The following is a 14,282-nucleotide window of genomic DNA, read 5'->3' on the forward strand; positions in this document are numbered from 1 at the left end:
AAATCCAAAATTCGTTGAATGATGTCCAGAGCCAAAAAAATTACCTCCATCAATCGATAAATTGTCATATCATCCTCCCTGAAAGTCAAGCCGGCCACAGCAGGATTGCGGTGGTCACAGTTCGACTCTACAACAAGGAAAGATTATGTCAAATGGTATAGTATTGCTTATTTAAATTATTATAAAAATTTGACATTTACATTTTGAGTCAAAACCAAAGCCAAATTCTCAAATCTATTCCCACTCGTCGAAACGATCCCCGATTTCCCTCGGCATCGCGTCAAGATGGACTTTGGCAAAAAATTTGCCGTATAATTCAAGGCAATCGATAATATTGATGCCGGAAATTCCCTGTTTGGCATGCCTGGGAAACCGTTCGAGGAGAACAGAAATTTCGGTGAGGGCAATCAACACATTTCTGGTTTTGACGCCGATGCGCAGAATCAAGACGAGCTTGTTCAGGGTCTTGCTGTCGTCCTTGCCGCCCTGCCGCCCCAATTTTTTTACCATGTAACCAATCTCTTGCAGATGCGGCAAAGCGGTCTCCAGAACAGATTGCACCCCCAACTCCTTGAGTGGTGCATAGGCACTGTATTGTCCCATGTTGGCCACAATCGGAATGCCAAGGATTGTCAAATCATCCAGATGATGGTCGCGAACGTGTTGGACGACGACATCCGCCATGGAGGTAAACTGGATACCGGATGGCTTACAAAGGTCCTTGATCTGGTTGGCAAAGTATTGGGTGGTATTGCAGGCCAGGGCGATGTGGGTGACGCCATCCTGGATGAAACGTCGGATGGCATCCTGCATCACCAGCCACACCTCCTCTTTTCTTTCCAACAATTCCATGGAAAGTCCCATCTCTGGGATCGACTGAATGTGGACCCTGGGATAGGAGAGATCACCATGCAATCGACTCTCCTCACTCATCGAGGCATAGATATGATCGTTGATATGACGCCACAGAGCCATCCCACTTTCCGGGCCATTGCCCGTGAGAATACCGAACACCGGCGGGGTATGCTCTTCCGAGTCCAGGGTGGTGATACGGGATACCACGACCTTGGGTGATATTTTTTCAAGCGCAGCAATGGCCTCGGCAGGGCGAAACTCCACTCCCCAGGTCAGGTCCCCTGCATTGGTCATGACGGTGTGCGGCGGTGTCAACCGGGTCAACAGCCCGCTATCGAATACTTGAATGCATTCGGCTGCCTCCGAAAAGGGGTTGACTGTACCGTACCGTATCCCTTGGCCAAGTCGGGCCAACTCCTCGCCCTGGACCCGGACCAGCGCGGTCTCGGCATCCAGGGCAACCGCAGCGGCTTCCAGGTCAAAACGGGCGGTGGCCCGGCAATGCAACAGGACATGACGGGCACCCAATGGACCAAATTGCCCCTTCATGAAGAGGGATTTGACCTCGTCATGCAGGGGGATGCCCGTTTTCCCCAGACGTTGCCGGCGATGCGCCGCATCCTGACAACTCGTGGCCGGGGTGTTGCGGGAAAGAATGTGCCAGACCCCGTGGGAACGAAAAAAATCCAGTGTCTGGCGTACCCGGGGCGGCAGGGTGGATACATCCGTTTCCATGGCAGAATCCGATGGAACTCTCATTGGTCGTGGGTATAAATATTGAGTTCTGCACCCTTCCAGGCGAAAGCAGCGCCAGAATCTCCGGCCAGGGCAACATGAATTTTGACTTTTTGTTTGGCTTTGATGCGTCCGGCACTCTCTTTGATCAGAAAGAGATGCTTGTTGCGGGTCAAATCGACGGTCAGGCTTTCTCCGACACTCTCGTTGGTACCCACCAGGGCGTTTTCAGGCACCCGTCGCCGGGAAAAAGTACCCAGGTATTGGTCACTTTGTTCGTTCATGGCGCTTTCCAGGGAGATGCGTATGGTGGCGCGATAATCGGGGTCCTCATTTTGTCCGGTCTGCAACTGGGCATGCATGAAACGCAGCATCACCTTTTCAATGCGACTCTCTTCCGGCACACTTGCCAGTTCTCCCTCCACAGCAACCGCTTTTCCATCGGCTTCGAGCTTTTTCTCGCCTGCCAGGAAGGTGCTTTCCAGACTGAGGCGCTGTTCTCCGGCAATGGATTGTTGCATCAACTGTTTCACAGTTCGCAGATCGTAATCGTCTTCGCCGAGCAGCACCATCAATTTACACAGGGCGGCTTCTGGAGTGATGTCAAACCCGCCGATAATGCCCCGGTCAAGAAGAACCTGGCTGGTTTCATACAGTCCCATGACCACTTCGCCAGCCGGGCAACTCGTGGTACAGACCACCACGCCACCCCGTTCGATAAATGCACTGAACAGGTCCAGAAAAAGTGCATCCGTAGGAATGTTGCCGGCACCATAGGCCTTCAACACCACCCCACGCAGGTTGCCATCCTTCAAAATGTTGGCCAGGACCTGGGAATTTTGCATGCCGGGAAAGACTTCAACAATGATGACGTTGGTGTCCATTTTTTTGTGGAATTGGACCGAAGAGTTATCAACCGAGCGAATGTTCTTGCGCTCGATGACGATATGGTCACCCGCCTTGCCAATGAGGGGATAGTTGGGCGAATTGAATCCCTGATATTCGACGACATTCATTTTTTTGGTGCGGTTGCCGCGAATGAAAAGATTGCCGAAGGCGACAATGACTTCCGAAATCAATGGCAGATTGTGAACCATGGGATTGGCCAGCATGATGGCTGTGATCATGTTTTGGTGGGCATCATTGCGCGGATTGGTGATGCCGGCAATCTGGGATCCGGTGATCACCACAGGTTTGCTCAGATACAACATCATGAAGGAAAGGGCAGAAGCCGTGTAGGACATGGAATCGGTACCGTGGAGAATGACGAAACCGGTATAGTCGTCATAATGTTTTTCAATAATATTCACCATCGCGTGCCAATGAGGAGGACCGACATTGCAGGAATCCAGGGGATTTACAAAGGCGATGGCATCCACCGGGTATCCCAACAGGCCCAGCTTGGGAGCAGCCAGTTTCAGGTCACGCCAGGGCTTGACCACCTGGGGGCTGTCGGGATCATCCATGTCTTTTGGGGCGCTGCCAATCGTGCCGCCGGTGTAGATGACCAGAACTCCTTTTTTTTCTTGCAACGTGGCCTTGGCATTGTCAATGGCAATGGGAACATAGCGTTCCAGTTCCGGGGCAATACCCTGGAGCAAAGCGGTAACCACCTTCTGGAAACCATCGATTCCCTCAAAGCGCATGTTACGCAAAGTGTCGAGAATTGCCTCAACAGCTTCCTGCTGCTCTTTTTTGAGCTTCGCGAAGCCGCTTTCCTCAGGCAAGGTTCTGATAAAATTATTGACGACCTCGTCAATGCGATCATCCCGTTCCAGATCAGTCAATTCTACGGATTCAAGAGACATGGCAGAACTCCTTGCTGATTGCTGTCGAATGGCTGTGATTATTGCGGTTAACGTGTTTCACCGTACTCTCCCTCCTCGCCAACATGGATGGTACGCATCCGTTTTTTCACCTCGGCCAAATAGTCTTGCGGGTCATCAAAACGGATCAGTTTCATTTTTATTTCATGCTGGATGCATCCAATGACCCAGGCAAATTTGGTCAGGGCGGCAGCCAGGGTCAGATTGCCTGCCGGGATGGCACCATATTGCGCCGGGACACTGGCCATTTCATATTGTGTCTGGGTGTAGGGATTGATGGGTACCTGGCTGGCGATGAGGACAGGAATACCGGATTGCACCGATTTATGAATCAAATGTCGGAAATTAAAGTCACCCCGGCTGGGAATGTTACCCAAACCCGGCGTGGTGATCAAAATACCGTCAATTTTCTCCGTAACCGGGTTTTCAAACGACCTTTCCAAAATTTGTTCATAAAAAACCGGACGCAATCCCGGTGCCAGGGTGATGAGCAGGATGCGGTCGGCAATGTAGGGGCGAAATATGTAGTCGGGTGCCGTTTTTCTCTCGTCCATCGCGTATCCATTAACCAGAAAGTGTTCGGTGATACGGGCCAACAGGGGCCAACCCGGAGATTGGAAACCGTCATAGGTCCGGTCATCCTTCTTTTCCGCCCGCACGGCCCGCATGACCAGGTCCCCAAAACAAATTTGCACTTCGGGTAGTGCCTGGTCGTTGACCGCTGCGAAACAGGAGCGGATAAAATTGTCACGGGTGTCGCCATGAACCTGGTCAATGGTGGTTTGCGAACCGGTGAAGACGACCGGCTTGCCAAAACCGCGCCCCAGCATGAAGGCCACAGCACTGGCGCTGTAGGCCAGGGTATCGGTGCCATGCGCAACGACAAAACCGTCAAATGTATCGCGGCGTTTGTGAATCTCTTCGGCAATGCGGATCCACTCCAGAGGAGTGACGTTGATGCCATCCAATTGGAACAGGGGCACATGCTCCACTGCGGCAAGTTTATCCAGTTCCTTGCGAATGAACTCCTCAATCGGTCCCATGGCACCCGCAAAGCTGGAAACCCTGCCTTCCGTGAGCATGCCCATGGTCCCTCCGACCAGGATCAGAGACAGTTTTTTATTGAAGCGTCGTTGAACAGGTTGACCTTTAGCCTGATCCAGGGATGTGCGCTGGCGTCCAGCCTGCATTTCATAACTGGCAACCACCTCATCGGCCCAGGCTGGAGTCAAATGCGTGCGGTAAATGGGGTTGGAGATGATGTGGCGTCCACTCCGGTCCCTGGCGATCAAACCAATATTTTCCAATGGGGCAATATTCCAGGGAGAGGGATCTGCCTTTCTGTCTCCATGAATATCTTTGTAGGTCTCCACGACCGAAAAAATTCGTGTTCCAAGGGATAACAATTGAATACGCAATCCTTGCAGGTGGTTTTGTGCCAGATTACGCCCCGGCTCCATTAATTCCGCTTCCAACTCGGCGATACGGGCAGATATGTCCGTAGCCAATTGAATCTCCTGGCCGATCAGGGAAGTCAGGAAAGGTTGGCCACCTGTCATGGCCAGCATTTTTTCCAGGATTGGGCTGATCTCTGCAAAATGCTCTTCAGGGAAGGCTTGTTCAGCGAATTGTCGATGATTGGCCGTGGTATTTTCAAAAGGCAGCAGGGCAACATCCGAAAAAAAGCTGATCCCCATGCCAGCCCTGTTATGTTCCATCAGCATTTCATTGGGTGTCAGTACCGAGACGAGAAGAAACGTGATTCGTTCTTTTCCGGAAGAATCCCCTTGAAGATATTCTCGCATCGAAAAAAAAAACTCTCCCACCTCGCCAAGCGGGAAAATCGTCACGATATCGAGTTCATCCAGCATGACAAACAGTCGCTTTCCTTCAGGTATAGCCATGGCCATGGCATCCAGGTGCCGAACCCAAAAAGAGCCGATGGATTCATCCTTGCGGCGACGTTTCAAACTGACGGAAATTCCTGGTATCTGTTTTCGCAACGCCTCCATGATGTTTTGTATCAGGCTGACGACACCTTCCTGGAAAGGATATTCCTGCCGAAACAGCAAGGAAAGATTGATTTCCACGCATAAGTGCCCCTGTGCTTCAAAACGGCGCTTGGTTTTGCGCATCAGGCTGGTCTTTCCCCCCTGCCGTCCTGCGTGCAGGTTGCAATGATTTCCTTGTAACAACAAATCATACAGTCGCTTGTCGGCGTCCCGAACGATATAAACGTCCTTTCGGTCGTCAATGGCTCCAGCCGGACGAAATCTTCGTTGCACGGATTTATTCCTGCCGATCAGGTGGTTTTATCTGCATTTGGAAGTTCCCGGGCAAACAGTTCCAGATTTTCTTTGACCCAATCGGATATGGGCACAGCACACGCAACATTATCATTACCCATTTTTCTCTTGAACAAACCACTATCCAGCAACCATCCAGAAATGCGTGAATGTTTTTGCATAAATTTTGTATAATTTTCCGACGAAATTTCCAGGAAACAATTTTTTATTTCGAAAGGCTGACCGTTTCCGGAATATTTTTCCAAAAATAAATCAAGCTTTTGGAAAAGGGGTCGGAATAAATGCTCCTTGCTCAGGAGAACCATCTCGTTTGAAGTCTGTTCCATAACTGCTGCCAACTCTTGACCTGAACTGTTGGCCACTCGTTGCACCGCATTGAAAGTGAGAAAAGGGTGACCGCGGAAGTGGCTCCATGCCCAATCGATCAGGCATCCACGATCCTTGGCAAAAGGGTGGACGGATGAACCGACAGAACCTTTCGGGTCTTTTTTTGTTTTTACCTTAAGTTCCTTTGCAGTTCTGGTCAGTATTTGCACGGCCATACGCTCGACTTCACTTTCCGTGCAGTTGGTCATGTAATAGGGCATGAGCTGCCGATGGATGGTACTCCCTACACCGAGATAAGCATCGGTTGTTCCACCTGTTTCATCGTAGGCACCAACAAAATGAACAATGCCTCCATGGTGATCCGGATCTCCCATATCATGTAAAAAATATCCCAGCTCAGTTGCAACCGCACCGGAAACCTCCTCCATGTGATCAAACACCAGAGCCACTCCAGCCTCACGATTCAGACTGTTGTTCAGAACATTTCTGACAATCCAGTCATGCACATCCTTTGGCTTTTGCAACCTGACTGAAAAACGTCCCTTGGGCATCTGTTTTCTGGTCTCCTGGTGCATCCAATCAAAAAGGGTTTGATTCTCTTGCCGACTGGCGATGAATTGCCGCAGGTCAAAAAGCAGGGTGGTCACTTCCTGTCGGGTCAGGGACCTGACAATCCCCCGTAAAGTGCTGCTCTTGCCCATTTTGCCCCCCCCCACCACACCAATGCGCAAGGGGGATCCCTGGGCATTTTCCAAGGTCCTGAATATCTGCGAATGTCTCTGTCCCTTGAGAAAACCCGGATTGTGGACCGGAATGACGCCCATGGCATCCAATTCCCGGGGATGCAGGGCATGACTCAAATATTGCGGGCTGTTTTCCAGTATGGCCACCTGGGCATGGTACGTGGAGCGCAAATCCTCTTCTCTCTCGCTGGATTTGATATCGAGATGCTCCAGAACTGCCTGGACAATCTTGGCAATCCCTTCTTCTCCTAAATCCTTGTTTCTATTTAACCATTGCGACAACTGTCCCTGGTTGATACCGGAATCTTCAGCCATGCGTCTCTGATTGAGAGAAGGTTCGGCTTTGATGATGAAATGCACGGCTTCATGGAGTTCCATCGTTATCACCCCTGAGGACATTCTGCCCGGTCTGGCGTTTGAATTGTAATCTGGTTATTATCCATCGGTTGGCGTCCAGGAGATATTGACTCAAACAGATTCGGTCAAATTTCTCGCTCCCCATGCCAAAACGAGGTGTATTTTTCATTTGATAGGCATTTGAGTCAATAGATTTAATTCAAATTTTTCACAGGGTGTATCAGGTCAATGGATGCCGTGGAGGTGGATGGTGGGGGGGGATGTTTTGACGTGAAAGTTTTGCATGTAATAAAGTTAATTTTTTACTGTAATCATGCCGGTTAAACATTGTGCGTATGCGAGGTCAATCAACATGGGAACTGTCTATTTAAACGGGAAATATCTCCCCCTGGAACAGGCCGCCATCGGGCCGCAGGACCGGGGCTTTCAGTTGGGTGATGGCATATTCGAACTGGTTCGCGCTTACAGTGGACACTGGTTTCACTTGCCAGAACATTTGGCACGCCTGGGCCGGGCGGCCCATTTTCTCAGACTGGTCAGGCAGGATTTTTCCGAGATGGCTGGTGTGGCAGACCGGCTGCTCGCAGAAAATAGAATGCAGGGACAAAATGCCCTATTCTATCTACAAATCACCCGGGGCGTGGCACCACGCGGTCTGACCTTTCCAGGAGTGGACACACCGTTGACTCTCTACGCCAGCGTGCAAAAATTTCAACCGGATTTGCACATGCGAGAACAGGGCGTGCGGGCGGTATGGGTGGCGGATGGACGCGGGGCCAGATGTGATCACAAGACCATCGAACGCTTGGCCAACGTACTGGCACACCAGGAGGCCCTGGATCAGGGAGCGGATCAGGCCATCTTCGTTCGCAATGGCCTGGTCTCGGAAGGGGCACACACCAACGTTTTCGCTCAGGTGGGGGACACGCTGATCACCCCGGCCATCGGGAGTGGCCACCTGTTGCCGGGAATCACCCGCCAGGTGTTGCTGGATTTATGTCGGAGTCACGCCATTCCGGTCCAGGAGACGGAATTGTCGGTCGGCATGCTGCACTCTGCATCGGAAATCATGCTTTCCGCCACGACGATGGAGATTGTGCCGGTGGTCTCCCTGAATGGACGCCCCGTGGGCACGGGAACCCCCGGCCCGGTGGTGCGGCGGTTGCAACACCTGTTTCAAGACATCACACCCAAACCCCGGTGAAGCGGCGTGTTTCTCGGCAAACTGGACCAACGCAGACGCTGCACTCGTGCGGTCACGGCTTGTTTCGGGAGTCCCGATATGGCGACCCGGCTCCTGATCAGGTGCTGGCAGACTCATAGCGCACCAGTTCATTCTGGGTATCGGCGGCCTCTTTTTCCAGACCGAGGCGGGTGAAAAGTGCAATCGCCTCGCGGAATTTATCTTCGGGACGCCGTCCTTCCAGGAGAATCAGACGGGCTTCCAGCCGCAGGGTCCGGGCCAGATCGGCCTGTTCCTTGCCGATGCCCAGGGTGCGTTTGGCCTCCTCAAGATAGGTTCGCGCCGAGGCCGGATCCTTTTTGTCCAGATAAAGCTCTGCCAAAACGAGGGCATTGGCGACAATCTTGCGTTTGAGATCCAGCTTGCGGTGAATGCGCATGGCCGCCAAAAGGGCCGCTTCACCGGCATCTGTTTCTCCCATTTCCAGGGAACAACGGCCCTGGCTCATCAGGGCCGTGCCGGCCCCGAATGGATTGCCGATCCGTTCCATGATCTGGGAGGATTTGCTGAAATAATCGAGGGCCGTGGCCAACTCTCCCTTTTTGGTGTGCAGAAAACCCAGGGAAAGATACAGGTTGGCCGTCTGGCGTCGATTGCCAAGTTCGGAAAAAATTTGCAGGCTGCGCTGACTGAAGGCGGTGGCCTGATCGAAATCGCCCCGATGTTCGTGGATGACGCCCAGATTGTTGCAGGCCATGGCCACTGCATCGCGGGCCTTGTGTGTTTCGAAAATGCCCAGGGCGCGATTGGCCAGCTCCACAGCCGAATCGGATTGTCCCATGCTGTTCATGATCCAGCTTTGGTTGAGCAGCAACAGACCGGTTTCCAGGGCATCCGGTTCGCCAACCAAGAGCTGCTGTGCCTGCTGGTAGACGGCCAAAGCCTCGTCCCGGGAACCCAGTTTTTCGTGGATGCGGCCAATGTTGCGAATGATATCGGCTTGACGGCGGGGTTCCTTTTCCAGGGTGACGGCCCGCTGGCGGGAGGCGATGGCGGCTTGCATCTCCCCGGCCAGTTCCTGGACTTCCGACAGATGCACCAGGATTTCCCCCAATGACACAGGGGTTGCTTCCATGTCGCTCGCGAGTTCTATGGCCTGGTTGAAATAGATCACGGCGTCCGGATTGGCATAGGCCTTTTTGGCCTTCAGGCCGCTGCGCACCAGAAAATCCAGGGCACGCTCCCGCTCCCCGGCCCGCTGATAGTGCCGGGCGAGAATTTCGTAATGATCCTCCAGACGGCTGCTGTACAACTCTTCGATGACACCGGCCACGGCCGCATGCATCTCCTTGAGCTTTTTTTGCAGCAGGGTGGAGTAGATGGACTCCTGGATCAATATATTGCGGAAACTGTATTCAATTTCGGGGAAGGATTTGGATTCGAAGACAATGCCCATTTCGACAAACTGGTTGAGACGCTCTTCTGGATCCTTGACTCCCCGGACATCACAGATACGCCGCAGCAAGGCCAGCTTGAATACCGGACCGATCACGGCGGCGGTGTGCAGAATTTCCTTGGGTTCATTCTGCAATTTATCGATGCGGGCAATGATCATGCCCTGGATCGAACTGGGAATGGCAATCTCGGCCAGGTTTTTGACAATCTGGATGGTGCCCTGTTCGTCGCGGCGGATCACCTCTTCTTCTTCCAGGTTGCGCACGATCTCTTCGATGTACATGGGATTGCCATCGGCCCGATCCCGGACCAATTCCAGAATTTCCGTGGGAATGGTCGCGGATTGCAGGAGATGCTGCACCATCTGGTCACACTGGTCGGGTGTCAATTGCTGGAAGGTGATTTCGGTGGCGCGTTCCCCGAGGGTTTTGTGGGCAATCATGGGGAGCTTGGCGGAGGGGTGATCCTTGACGGGCCGCAGCAGCAGCAACAGCATGATGGGGGCGTCACGCAGGGAATCGAAAAGAAAATTGATCAATTCCACGGAACTGGCATCGGCATAGTGCAAATCCTCCATGACCAGGACCAGGGGTTTGTTGCGTGCCATGCGTTTGAAAAACCAGGCAAAGGCCCGAAACGACGCCATTTTGATCTCCTGGGCATCCATCTGGGCCATGGGAATGTCATACTCCTCGCCCAGATTGATGCCGAGAATGCTGCCCAGAAAAACCATGGCTTCGCGGGTTTCGGTATCCAGATTGTCCGGATTGATGTGCAGCAGCAGGGGAAGATTGGTGGTCACTTTCTGGGCCACGGCTTCGGCGAGGTCTTCCGAGTCAATGTTGAACAGGTGTTTCAGGATTTCGGAAAAGACATAATAGCTTGTGGAGCGACTGAACGAGCGGCAAATGCCATCGATGATCTGGGTATCGCCACTTTTGAGGTGATTTCTGACTTCAAACTTGATGCGGCTTTTGCCAATGCCGGGATCCGAGATCAGGAACACGGCCTGTCCCTGACCGGACATGAGCTTGTCGGCGCACTCCTGGAGGATGCGCAATTCCTGGTCGCGCCCGACGAGCGGCACCACCATCTGGCCGGGTTTGCGATCCATGGCCTTCTGGCTTTTGGCGCGCAGGACTTCGTAGACGGCAACCGGATCTTTTTTGCCTTTGACCTTGATGGGATCGTGTTTGACAAAATCGAACAGGTTGCGTGTCTGATTGTAGGTATAGACAGAAATGAAAATCTGGCCGGATTTGGCGATGGATTCGAGACGGGAGGCCAGATTCACCGTATCGCCCATGACGGTATATTCCATTTTTTGATCCGAGCCGACGCCACCGGCGATCACCATGCCGGAGTTGATGCCGGTATGGAGTGTGAGGGGTTTTTCCAGTTTGATTGGCAGGCGGCGGTTGTACTCTTCCATTTCCCGTTTCATGTCCAGGGCGGCGCGGATCGCCAGTTCCGGGTCATTTTCGTGGGTGATGGGGGCACCAAAGATGGCCATGATGCAATCGCCGATGAATTTATCCACATGCCCTTCATAACGCATGACAATATCGGCCAGCATTTTCAGGCAGCCATTCATGACATCGGTCACTGCTTCGGGGTCCATTTTTTCGCTCATGGCGGTGAAACCCGAAATGTCGGCAAACAGGACCGTCACATTTTTGCGTTCGGATTCCATGTCTACCACGTTGCCGGTGGTGCGTGGGGGGGAGAGTGTGGGCGGGGTGGTGCGAGAGGTACTGGTCAGGACCGGCAGGGGAGGGGAACCGCTGCCCAGGGCCAGACGGTTGCCACAGCCGCCGCAATACTGGTCTGTCTCCATGGCAGGTGTATGGCAACGCAGACAAAACAGGTGCAATGGCGCACCGCAGCGGGTGCAAAAACGCACACCATCCCGGTTGACGGTTCGACACAGGGAACAATTCACGTCCAATACCCCCATTTTCTGAACGGCAAATCAAAATCTCACAGGCTCCATCCCCGGCATGATACACCATTGCCGGGCTTCTCAGTATGGGGAATTTGTTCCATCAATTTGCGATATTTTATTCACGTGGCCGGGCTTGGAATCAGCCAGAGAAACCATTGTCCTATCGGATTTCGCTTCCCGTTCTTGCAGTGCTTTTCCCATGGCCCGCAAATCGAAATCAAATTGAGCGGCATATGCCTCCCTGTTTTTGCGTACTTCTTCGACAATCGGATCAGTCCACATGGTTAATCCTCCTCTGGTAATTCTTCAGGAGTCACGATGATTGGGGATACCATTTCTTGTGTACGTAGAGCCTCATCAACGGCACGACGGGTCCTGCCATTGGCGATATGTCGGCAGTTCCATGTCAACAAAAAATCCATGCGGTAGGATGCTGCCAACGCAATATGCAGACTGTCCGCATTGGCCTTCGCGGGCAGATTTGTGAATTGATGCAATTTTTCACCAAGCAGGATTGTTTTGTCGTCAAGCATCAAAACAGGAACGGCTTCCAGTAGGGCCAATCGTCTCCGAGCCGCATCCTGGTTACCCATTTCAATTTCCTGTATGACCAACTCTGATACGAACAGATCATACCGATCGCGCCGCTCGGTCCACCACTCCTGGGTAATTTGCTGATGGGCGGCAACGATCAAATCTCTGCTTGGCAGTGCGGCCAGGTAGCTGATGATGCTTGTCTCAAGATAAAGGCGAGGTTTCATGTAATTATCTTCCATAATATCAATAACATAAATATGATTATTGACGCACACTATCCTGATTGACGGTTCGACAAAGGGAAGATGGCAAATCAAGATTCCACAGGCCCTATCGCCAGCATGATACATCATTGCCGGGTTTCTCAGTATGGGGAATTTGTTCCATCCATTCGCGGTGGATTTTGCATCATCCATGGATCATACTGCGTGGCACTGACAAGCCCTTCTTTGGGCTGACGCCAATCTAAAGAATTGCTTATGGATGCCTGGCACAAATGGAGCCTGCCATGAATTCCTGGAAAATTACCAAAGTCACGCCTGTCACAGGCGTTCCTCAGTTGGATATTTTGTGGGAGGATGGCTACTTTGCCCGGGTGGATCTTTCCCGGATCGTTGCGCTCAATGCCGAGACTGCCCGGTTGGGAGATATGGATTATTTCCAGGGCGTGACGATCATTGACTGGGGATGGGGAGTTGGCTGGTCCGACGATCTTGATCTGGGTGCGGATAATCTCCGTACATGGGCTGAGGAACAAAACAGGGCATGCACGGATCGTGCTGGCAAAAATTTACCAACAGCGCCTGTCTCATCCTGGGCACAACCTTGAAATCCTTGCCATCTCAGGTCGAAATTTCTTGCAGAACCCGGTGGGCGGTTTTCTGGAAAATTTCTGCGTCCCGGACCGGGGCAATGGTCGTCTCATGCCCGGACCCGTCCCGGATGACCAGTGCCGAATAACAGGATAGTTTCCAGGGATGGTGTCGGACCGTGAGCGTTGTTCCTGGGGCCAGGGACCAACTCCGGGTTTGCGGATGCCGGGCACGGGTCTGCAAAACCACCTGTCGGGAAGTCAGGGTCAGACGGGTAAATTCCCGCCGCCACATGGCACGCACGAAGAGTATGGCGGCGGCAAGCGTGGAAAAAAACAATCCGGTCACGGCAAACCGGGCCAGGGGCACCATGCGCAGAGGAGGGGATTTGCTGTAGGCAAATTCCGAAAAATCCGTAACATAATAAAAATTGTGTATCACCTTCAATTGCACCAATGCCAGAAAGATTGCTGCCACAAGACCCAGAAAAAAGGGTACAAGATAGACGCAGACATGCAGGATGGTCTGTTGCCGAATCTCTTCCCCGTCTGCCAGGGGAAAACCGGTTTTGCTGGTGGGAAGGGTGCGATATTTGCGGAACATAAGTTTCTGCCAGCTTTATTGGGGGGTATGGGAATATTTGGACAGCGGGTCAAACAGCGGATAGGATGCAATGTCCGATCAAGAGAATGGAGGATAACGGACCCGGGCGGTTTCGTCATCCATTTTTATCAATGATTTTTGTCACGCGGAATTTGTCATCTGGGAGAAACCGGAATGGATCAACGTCTATCGCTTGTGACCCTTGGGGTACGGGATTTGGCCAGGGCGCGGGCATTTTATGAATCTCTTGGTTGGCGGGCTTCGTCGGCCAGCAATGCGCATATCTGCTTTTTTCAGACCGGTTCCATGGGGATTGGCCTCTATCCCCTGGAGGCTTTGTTGGCGGACAGTTCAACAGTGAATACCGATCCCAGGCCAGGCGGCATCACCCTGGCGATCAACGTGGTGCATCGTGCAGATGTGGACCGGGAACTGGCCGCTGTACTGGATCATGGCGCAACCCTTCTCAAGCCGGCGGTCGATACGCCTTGGGGGGGACGCACGGCCTATTTTGCCGATCTGGATGGCCATCCCTGGGAAATTACCTGGGCACCCATGTTTCCCCTGGGACCCCGGGGGGAGTTGTGCCTGCCGTAAA

Annotated in this window: 11 protein-coding genes; 3 read left to right on the forward strand and 8 right to left on the reverse strand. The window is 52.7% G+C overall.

Annotation, left to right across the window (positions count from 1 at the left end; translation table 11 throughout):
- Window positions 1-234 precede the first annotated feature (234 nt).
- The 4 genes from HQL65_07930 to HQL65_07945 are packed head-to-tail and all read right to left on the reverse strand — an operon-like array spanning window position 235 to window position 7,170.
- The gene (locus HQL65_07930) at window positions 235-1,590 is read right to left on the reverse strand and encodes an aspartate/glutamate racemase family protein (protein MBF0136154.1); all 1,356 of its coding nucleotides are present in this window, start codon (window positions 1,588-1,590) and stop codon (window positions 235-237) included.
- 20 nt (window positions 1,591-1,610) lie between these two features.
- Window positions 1,611-3,398 (reverse strand): asparaginase, encoded by a 1,788-nt coding sequence (locus HQL65_07935; protein ID MBF0136155.1) that lies wholly within the window; start codon window positions 3,396-3,398, stop codon window positions 1,611-1,613.
- Window positions 3,399-3,445: 47 nt separating this feature from the next.
- Window positions 3,446-5,701: an asparaginase gene (locus HQL65_07940; protein ID MBF0136156.1), complete on the reverse strand. Its 2,256-nt coding sequence runs from the start codon at window positions 5,699-5,701 to the stop codon at window positions 3,446-3,448.
- Window positions 5,702-5,718: 17 nt separating this feature from the next.
- Window positions 5,719-7,170, reverse strand: a complete 1,452-nt coding sequence (locus tag HQL65_07945) for a hypothetical protein (GenBank protein ID MBF0136157.1) — start codon at window positions 7,168-7,170, stop codon at window positions 5,719-5,721.
- 331 nt (window positions 7,171-7,501) lie between these two features.
- Here HQL65_07945 and HQL65_07950 point away from each other — a divergent pair, with 331 nt between their 5' ends.
- Complete coding sequence (locus tag HQL65_07950) at window positions 7,502-8,353, forward strand: aminotransferase class IV (protein MBF0136158.1); 852 nt, start codon at window positions 7,502-7,504, stop codon at window positions 8,351-8,353.
- 97 nt (window positions 8,354-8,450) lie between these two features.
- Here the strand turns inward: HQL65_07950 and HQL65_07955 are convergent, their stop codons facing one another.
- The 3 genes from HQL65_07955 to HQL65_07965 all read right to left on the reverse strand — a co-directional run bounded on the left by HQL65_07955 (window position 8,451) and on the right by HQL65_07965 (window position 12,493).
- On the reverse strand, window positions 8,451-11,729 hold the full coding sequence (locus HQL65_07955; protein MBF0136159.1) for a tetratricopeptide repeat protein: 3,279 nt from the start codon (window positions 11,727-11,729) through the stop codon (window positions 8,451-8,453).
- Window positions 11,730-11,810: 81 nt separating this feature from the next.
- Window positions 11,811-12,014, reverse strand: a complete 204-nt coding sequence (locus HQL65_07960; GenBank protein MBF0136160.1) for a hypothetical protein — start codon at window positions 12,012-12,014, stop codon at window positions 11,811-11,813.
- Between the two features lie 2 nt (window positions 12,015-12,016).
- The gene (locus HQL65_07965; protein MBF0136161.1) at window positions 12,017-12,493 is read right to left on the reverse strand and encodes a type II toxin-antitoxin system VapC family toxin; all 477 of its coding nucleotides are present in this window, start codon (window positions 12,491-12,493) and stop codon (window positions 12,017-12,019) included.
- 284 nt (window positions 12,494-12,777) lie between these two features.
- Here HQL65_07965 and HQL65_07970 point away from each other — a divergent pair, with 284 nt between their 5' ends.
- The gene (locus HQL65_07970; protein MBF0136162.1) at window positions 12,778-13,098 is read left to right on the forward strand and encodes a DUF2442 domain-containing protein; all 321 of its coding nucleotides are present in this window, start codon (window positions 12,778-12,780) and stop codon (window positions 13,096-13,098) included.
- 13 nt (window positions 13,099-13,111) lie between these two features.
- Here HQL65_07970 and HQL65_07975 read toward each other — a convergent pair whose 3' ends face one another.
- A complete protein-coding gene (locus tag HQL65_07975) occupies window positions 13,112-13,684 on the reverse strand; it encodes a hypothetical protein (GenBank protein MBF0136163.1) in 573 nt (190 codons plus the stop codon).
- A gap of 174 nt (window positions 13,685-13,858) precedes the next feature.
- On the opposite strand from HQL65_07975, the gene HQL65_07980 reads away from it, so the two are divergent.
- A complete protein-coding gene (locus tag HQL65_07980; protein MBF0136164.1) occupies window positions 13,859-14,281 on the forward strand; it encodes a VOC family protein in 423 nt (140 codons plus the stop codon).
- Window position 14,282: the final 1 nt, after the last annotated feature.

The organism is Magnetococcales bacterium, from assembly GCA_015228935.1.
Classification (GTDB): domain Bacteria; phylum Pseudomonadota; class Magnetococcia; order Magnetococcales; family DC0425bin3; genus HA3dbin3.

What these genes read in the sequence shown, in the direction of transcription:
- HQL65_07975 (MBF0136163.1), bottom strand. Translation starts at nt 13,684, where the DNA reads ATGTTCCGCAAATATCGCACCCTTCCCACCAGCAAAACCGGTTTTCCC.
- HQL65_07960 (MBF0136160.1), bottom strand. Translation starts at nt 12,014, where the DNA reads ATGTGGACTGATCCGATTGTCGAAGAAGTACGCAAAAACAGGGAGGCA.
- HQL65_07945 (MBF0136157.1), bottom strand. Translation starts at nt 7,170, where the DNA reads ATGGAACTCCATGAAGCCGTGCATTTCATCATCAAAGCCGAACCTTCT.
- HQL65_07980 (MBF0136164.1), top strand. Translation starts at nt 13,859, where the DNA reads ATGGATCAACGTCTATCGCTTGTGACCCTTGGGGTACGGGATTTGGCC.
- HQL65_07965 (MBF0136161.1), bottom strand. Translation starts at nt 12,493, where the DNA reads ATGAAACCTCGCCTTTATCTTGAGACAAGCATCATCAGCTACCTGGCC.
- HQL65_07935 (MBF0136155.1), bottom strand. Translation starts at nt 3,398, where the DNA reads ATGTCTCTTGAATCCGTAGAATTGACTGATCTGGAACGGGATGATCGC.
- HQL65_07970 (MBF0136162.1), top strand. Translation starts at nt 12,778, where the DNA reads ATGAATTCCTGGAAAATTACCAAAGTCACGCCTGTCACAGGCGTTCCT.
- HQL65_07950 (MBF0136158.1), top strand. Translation starts at nt 7,502, where the DNA reads ATGGGAACTGTCTATTTAAACGGGAAATATCTCCCCCTGGAACAGGCC.
- HQL65_07930 (MBF0136154.1), bottom strand. Translation starts at nt 1,590, where the DNA reads ATGGAAACGGATGTATCCACCCTGCCGCCCCGGGTACGCCAGACACTG.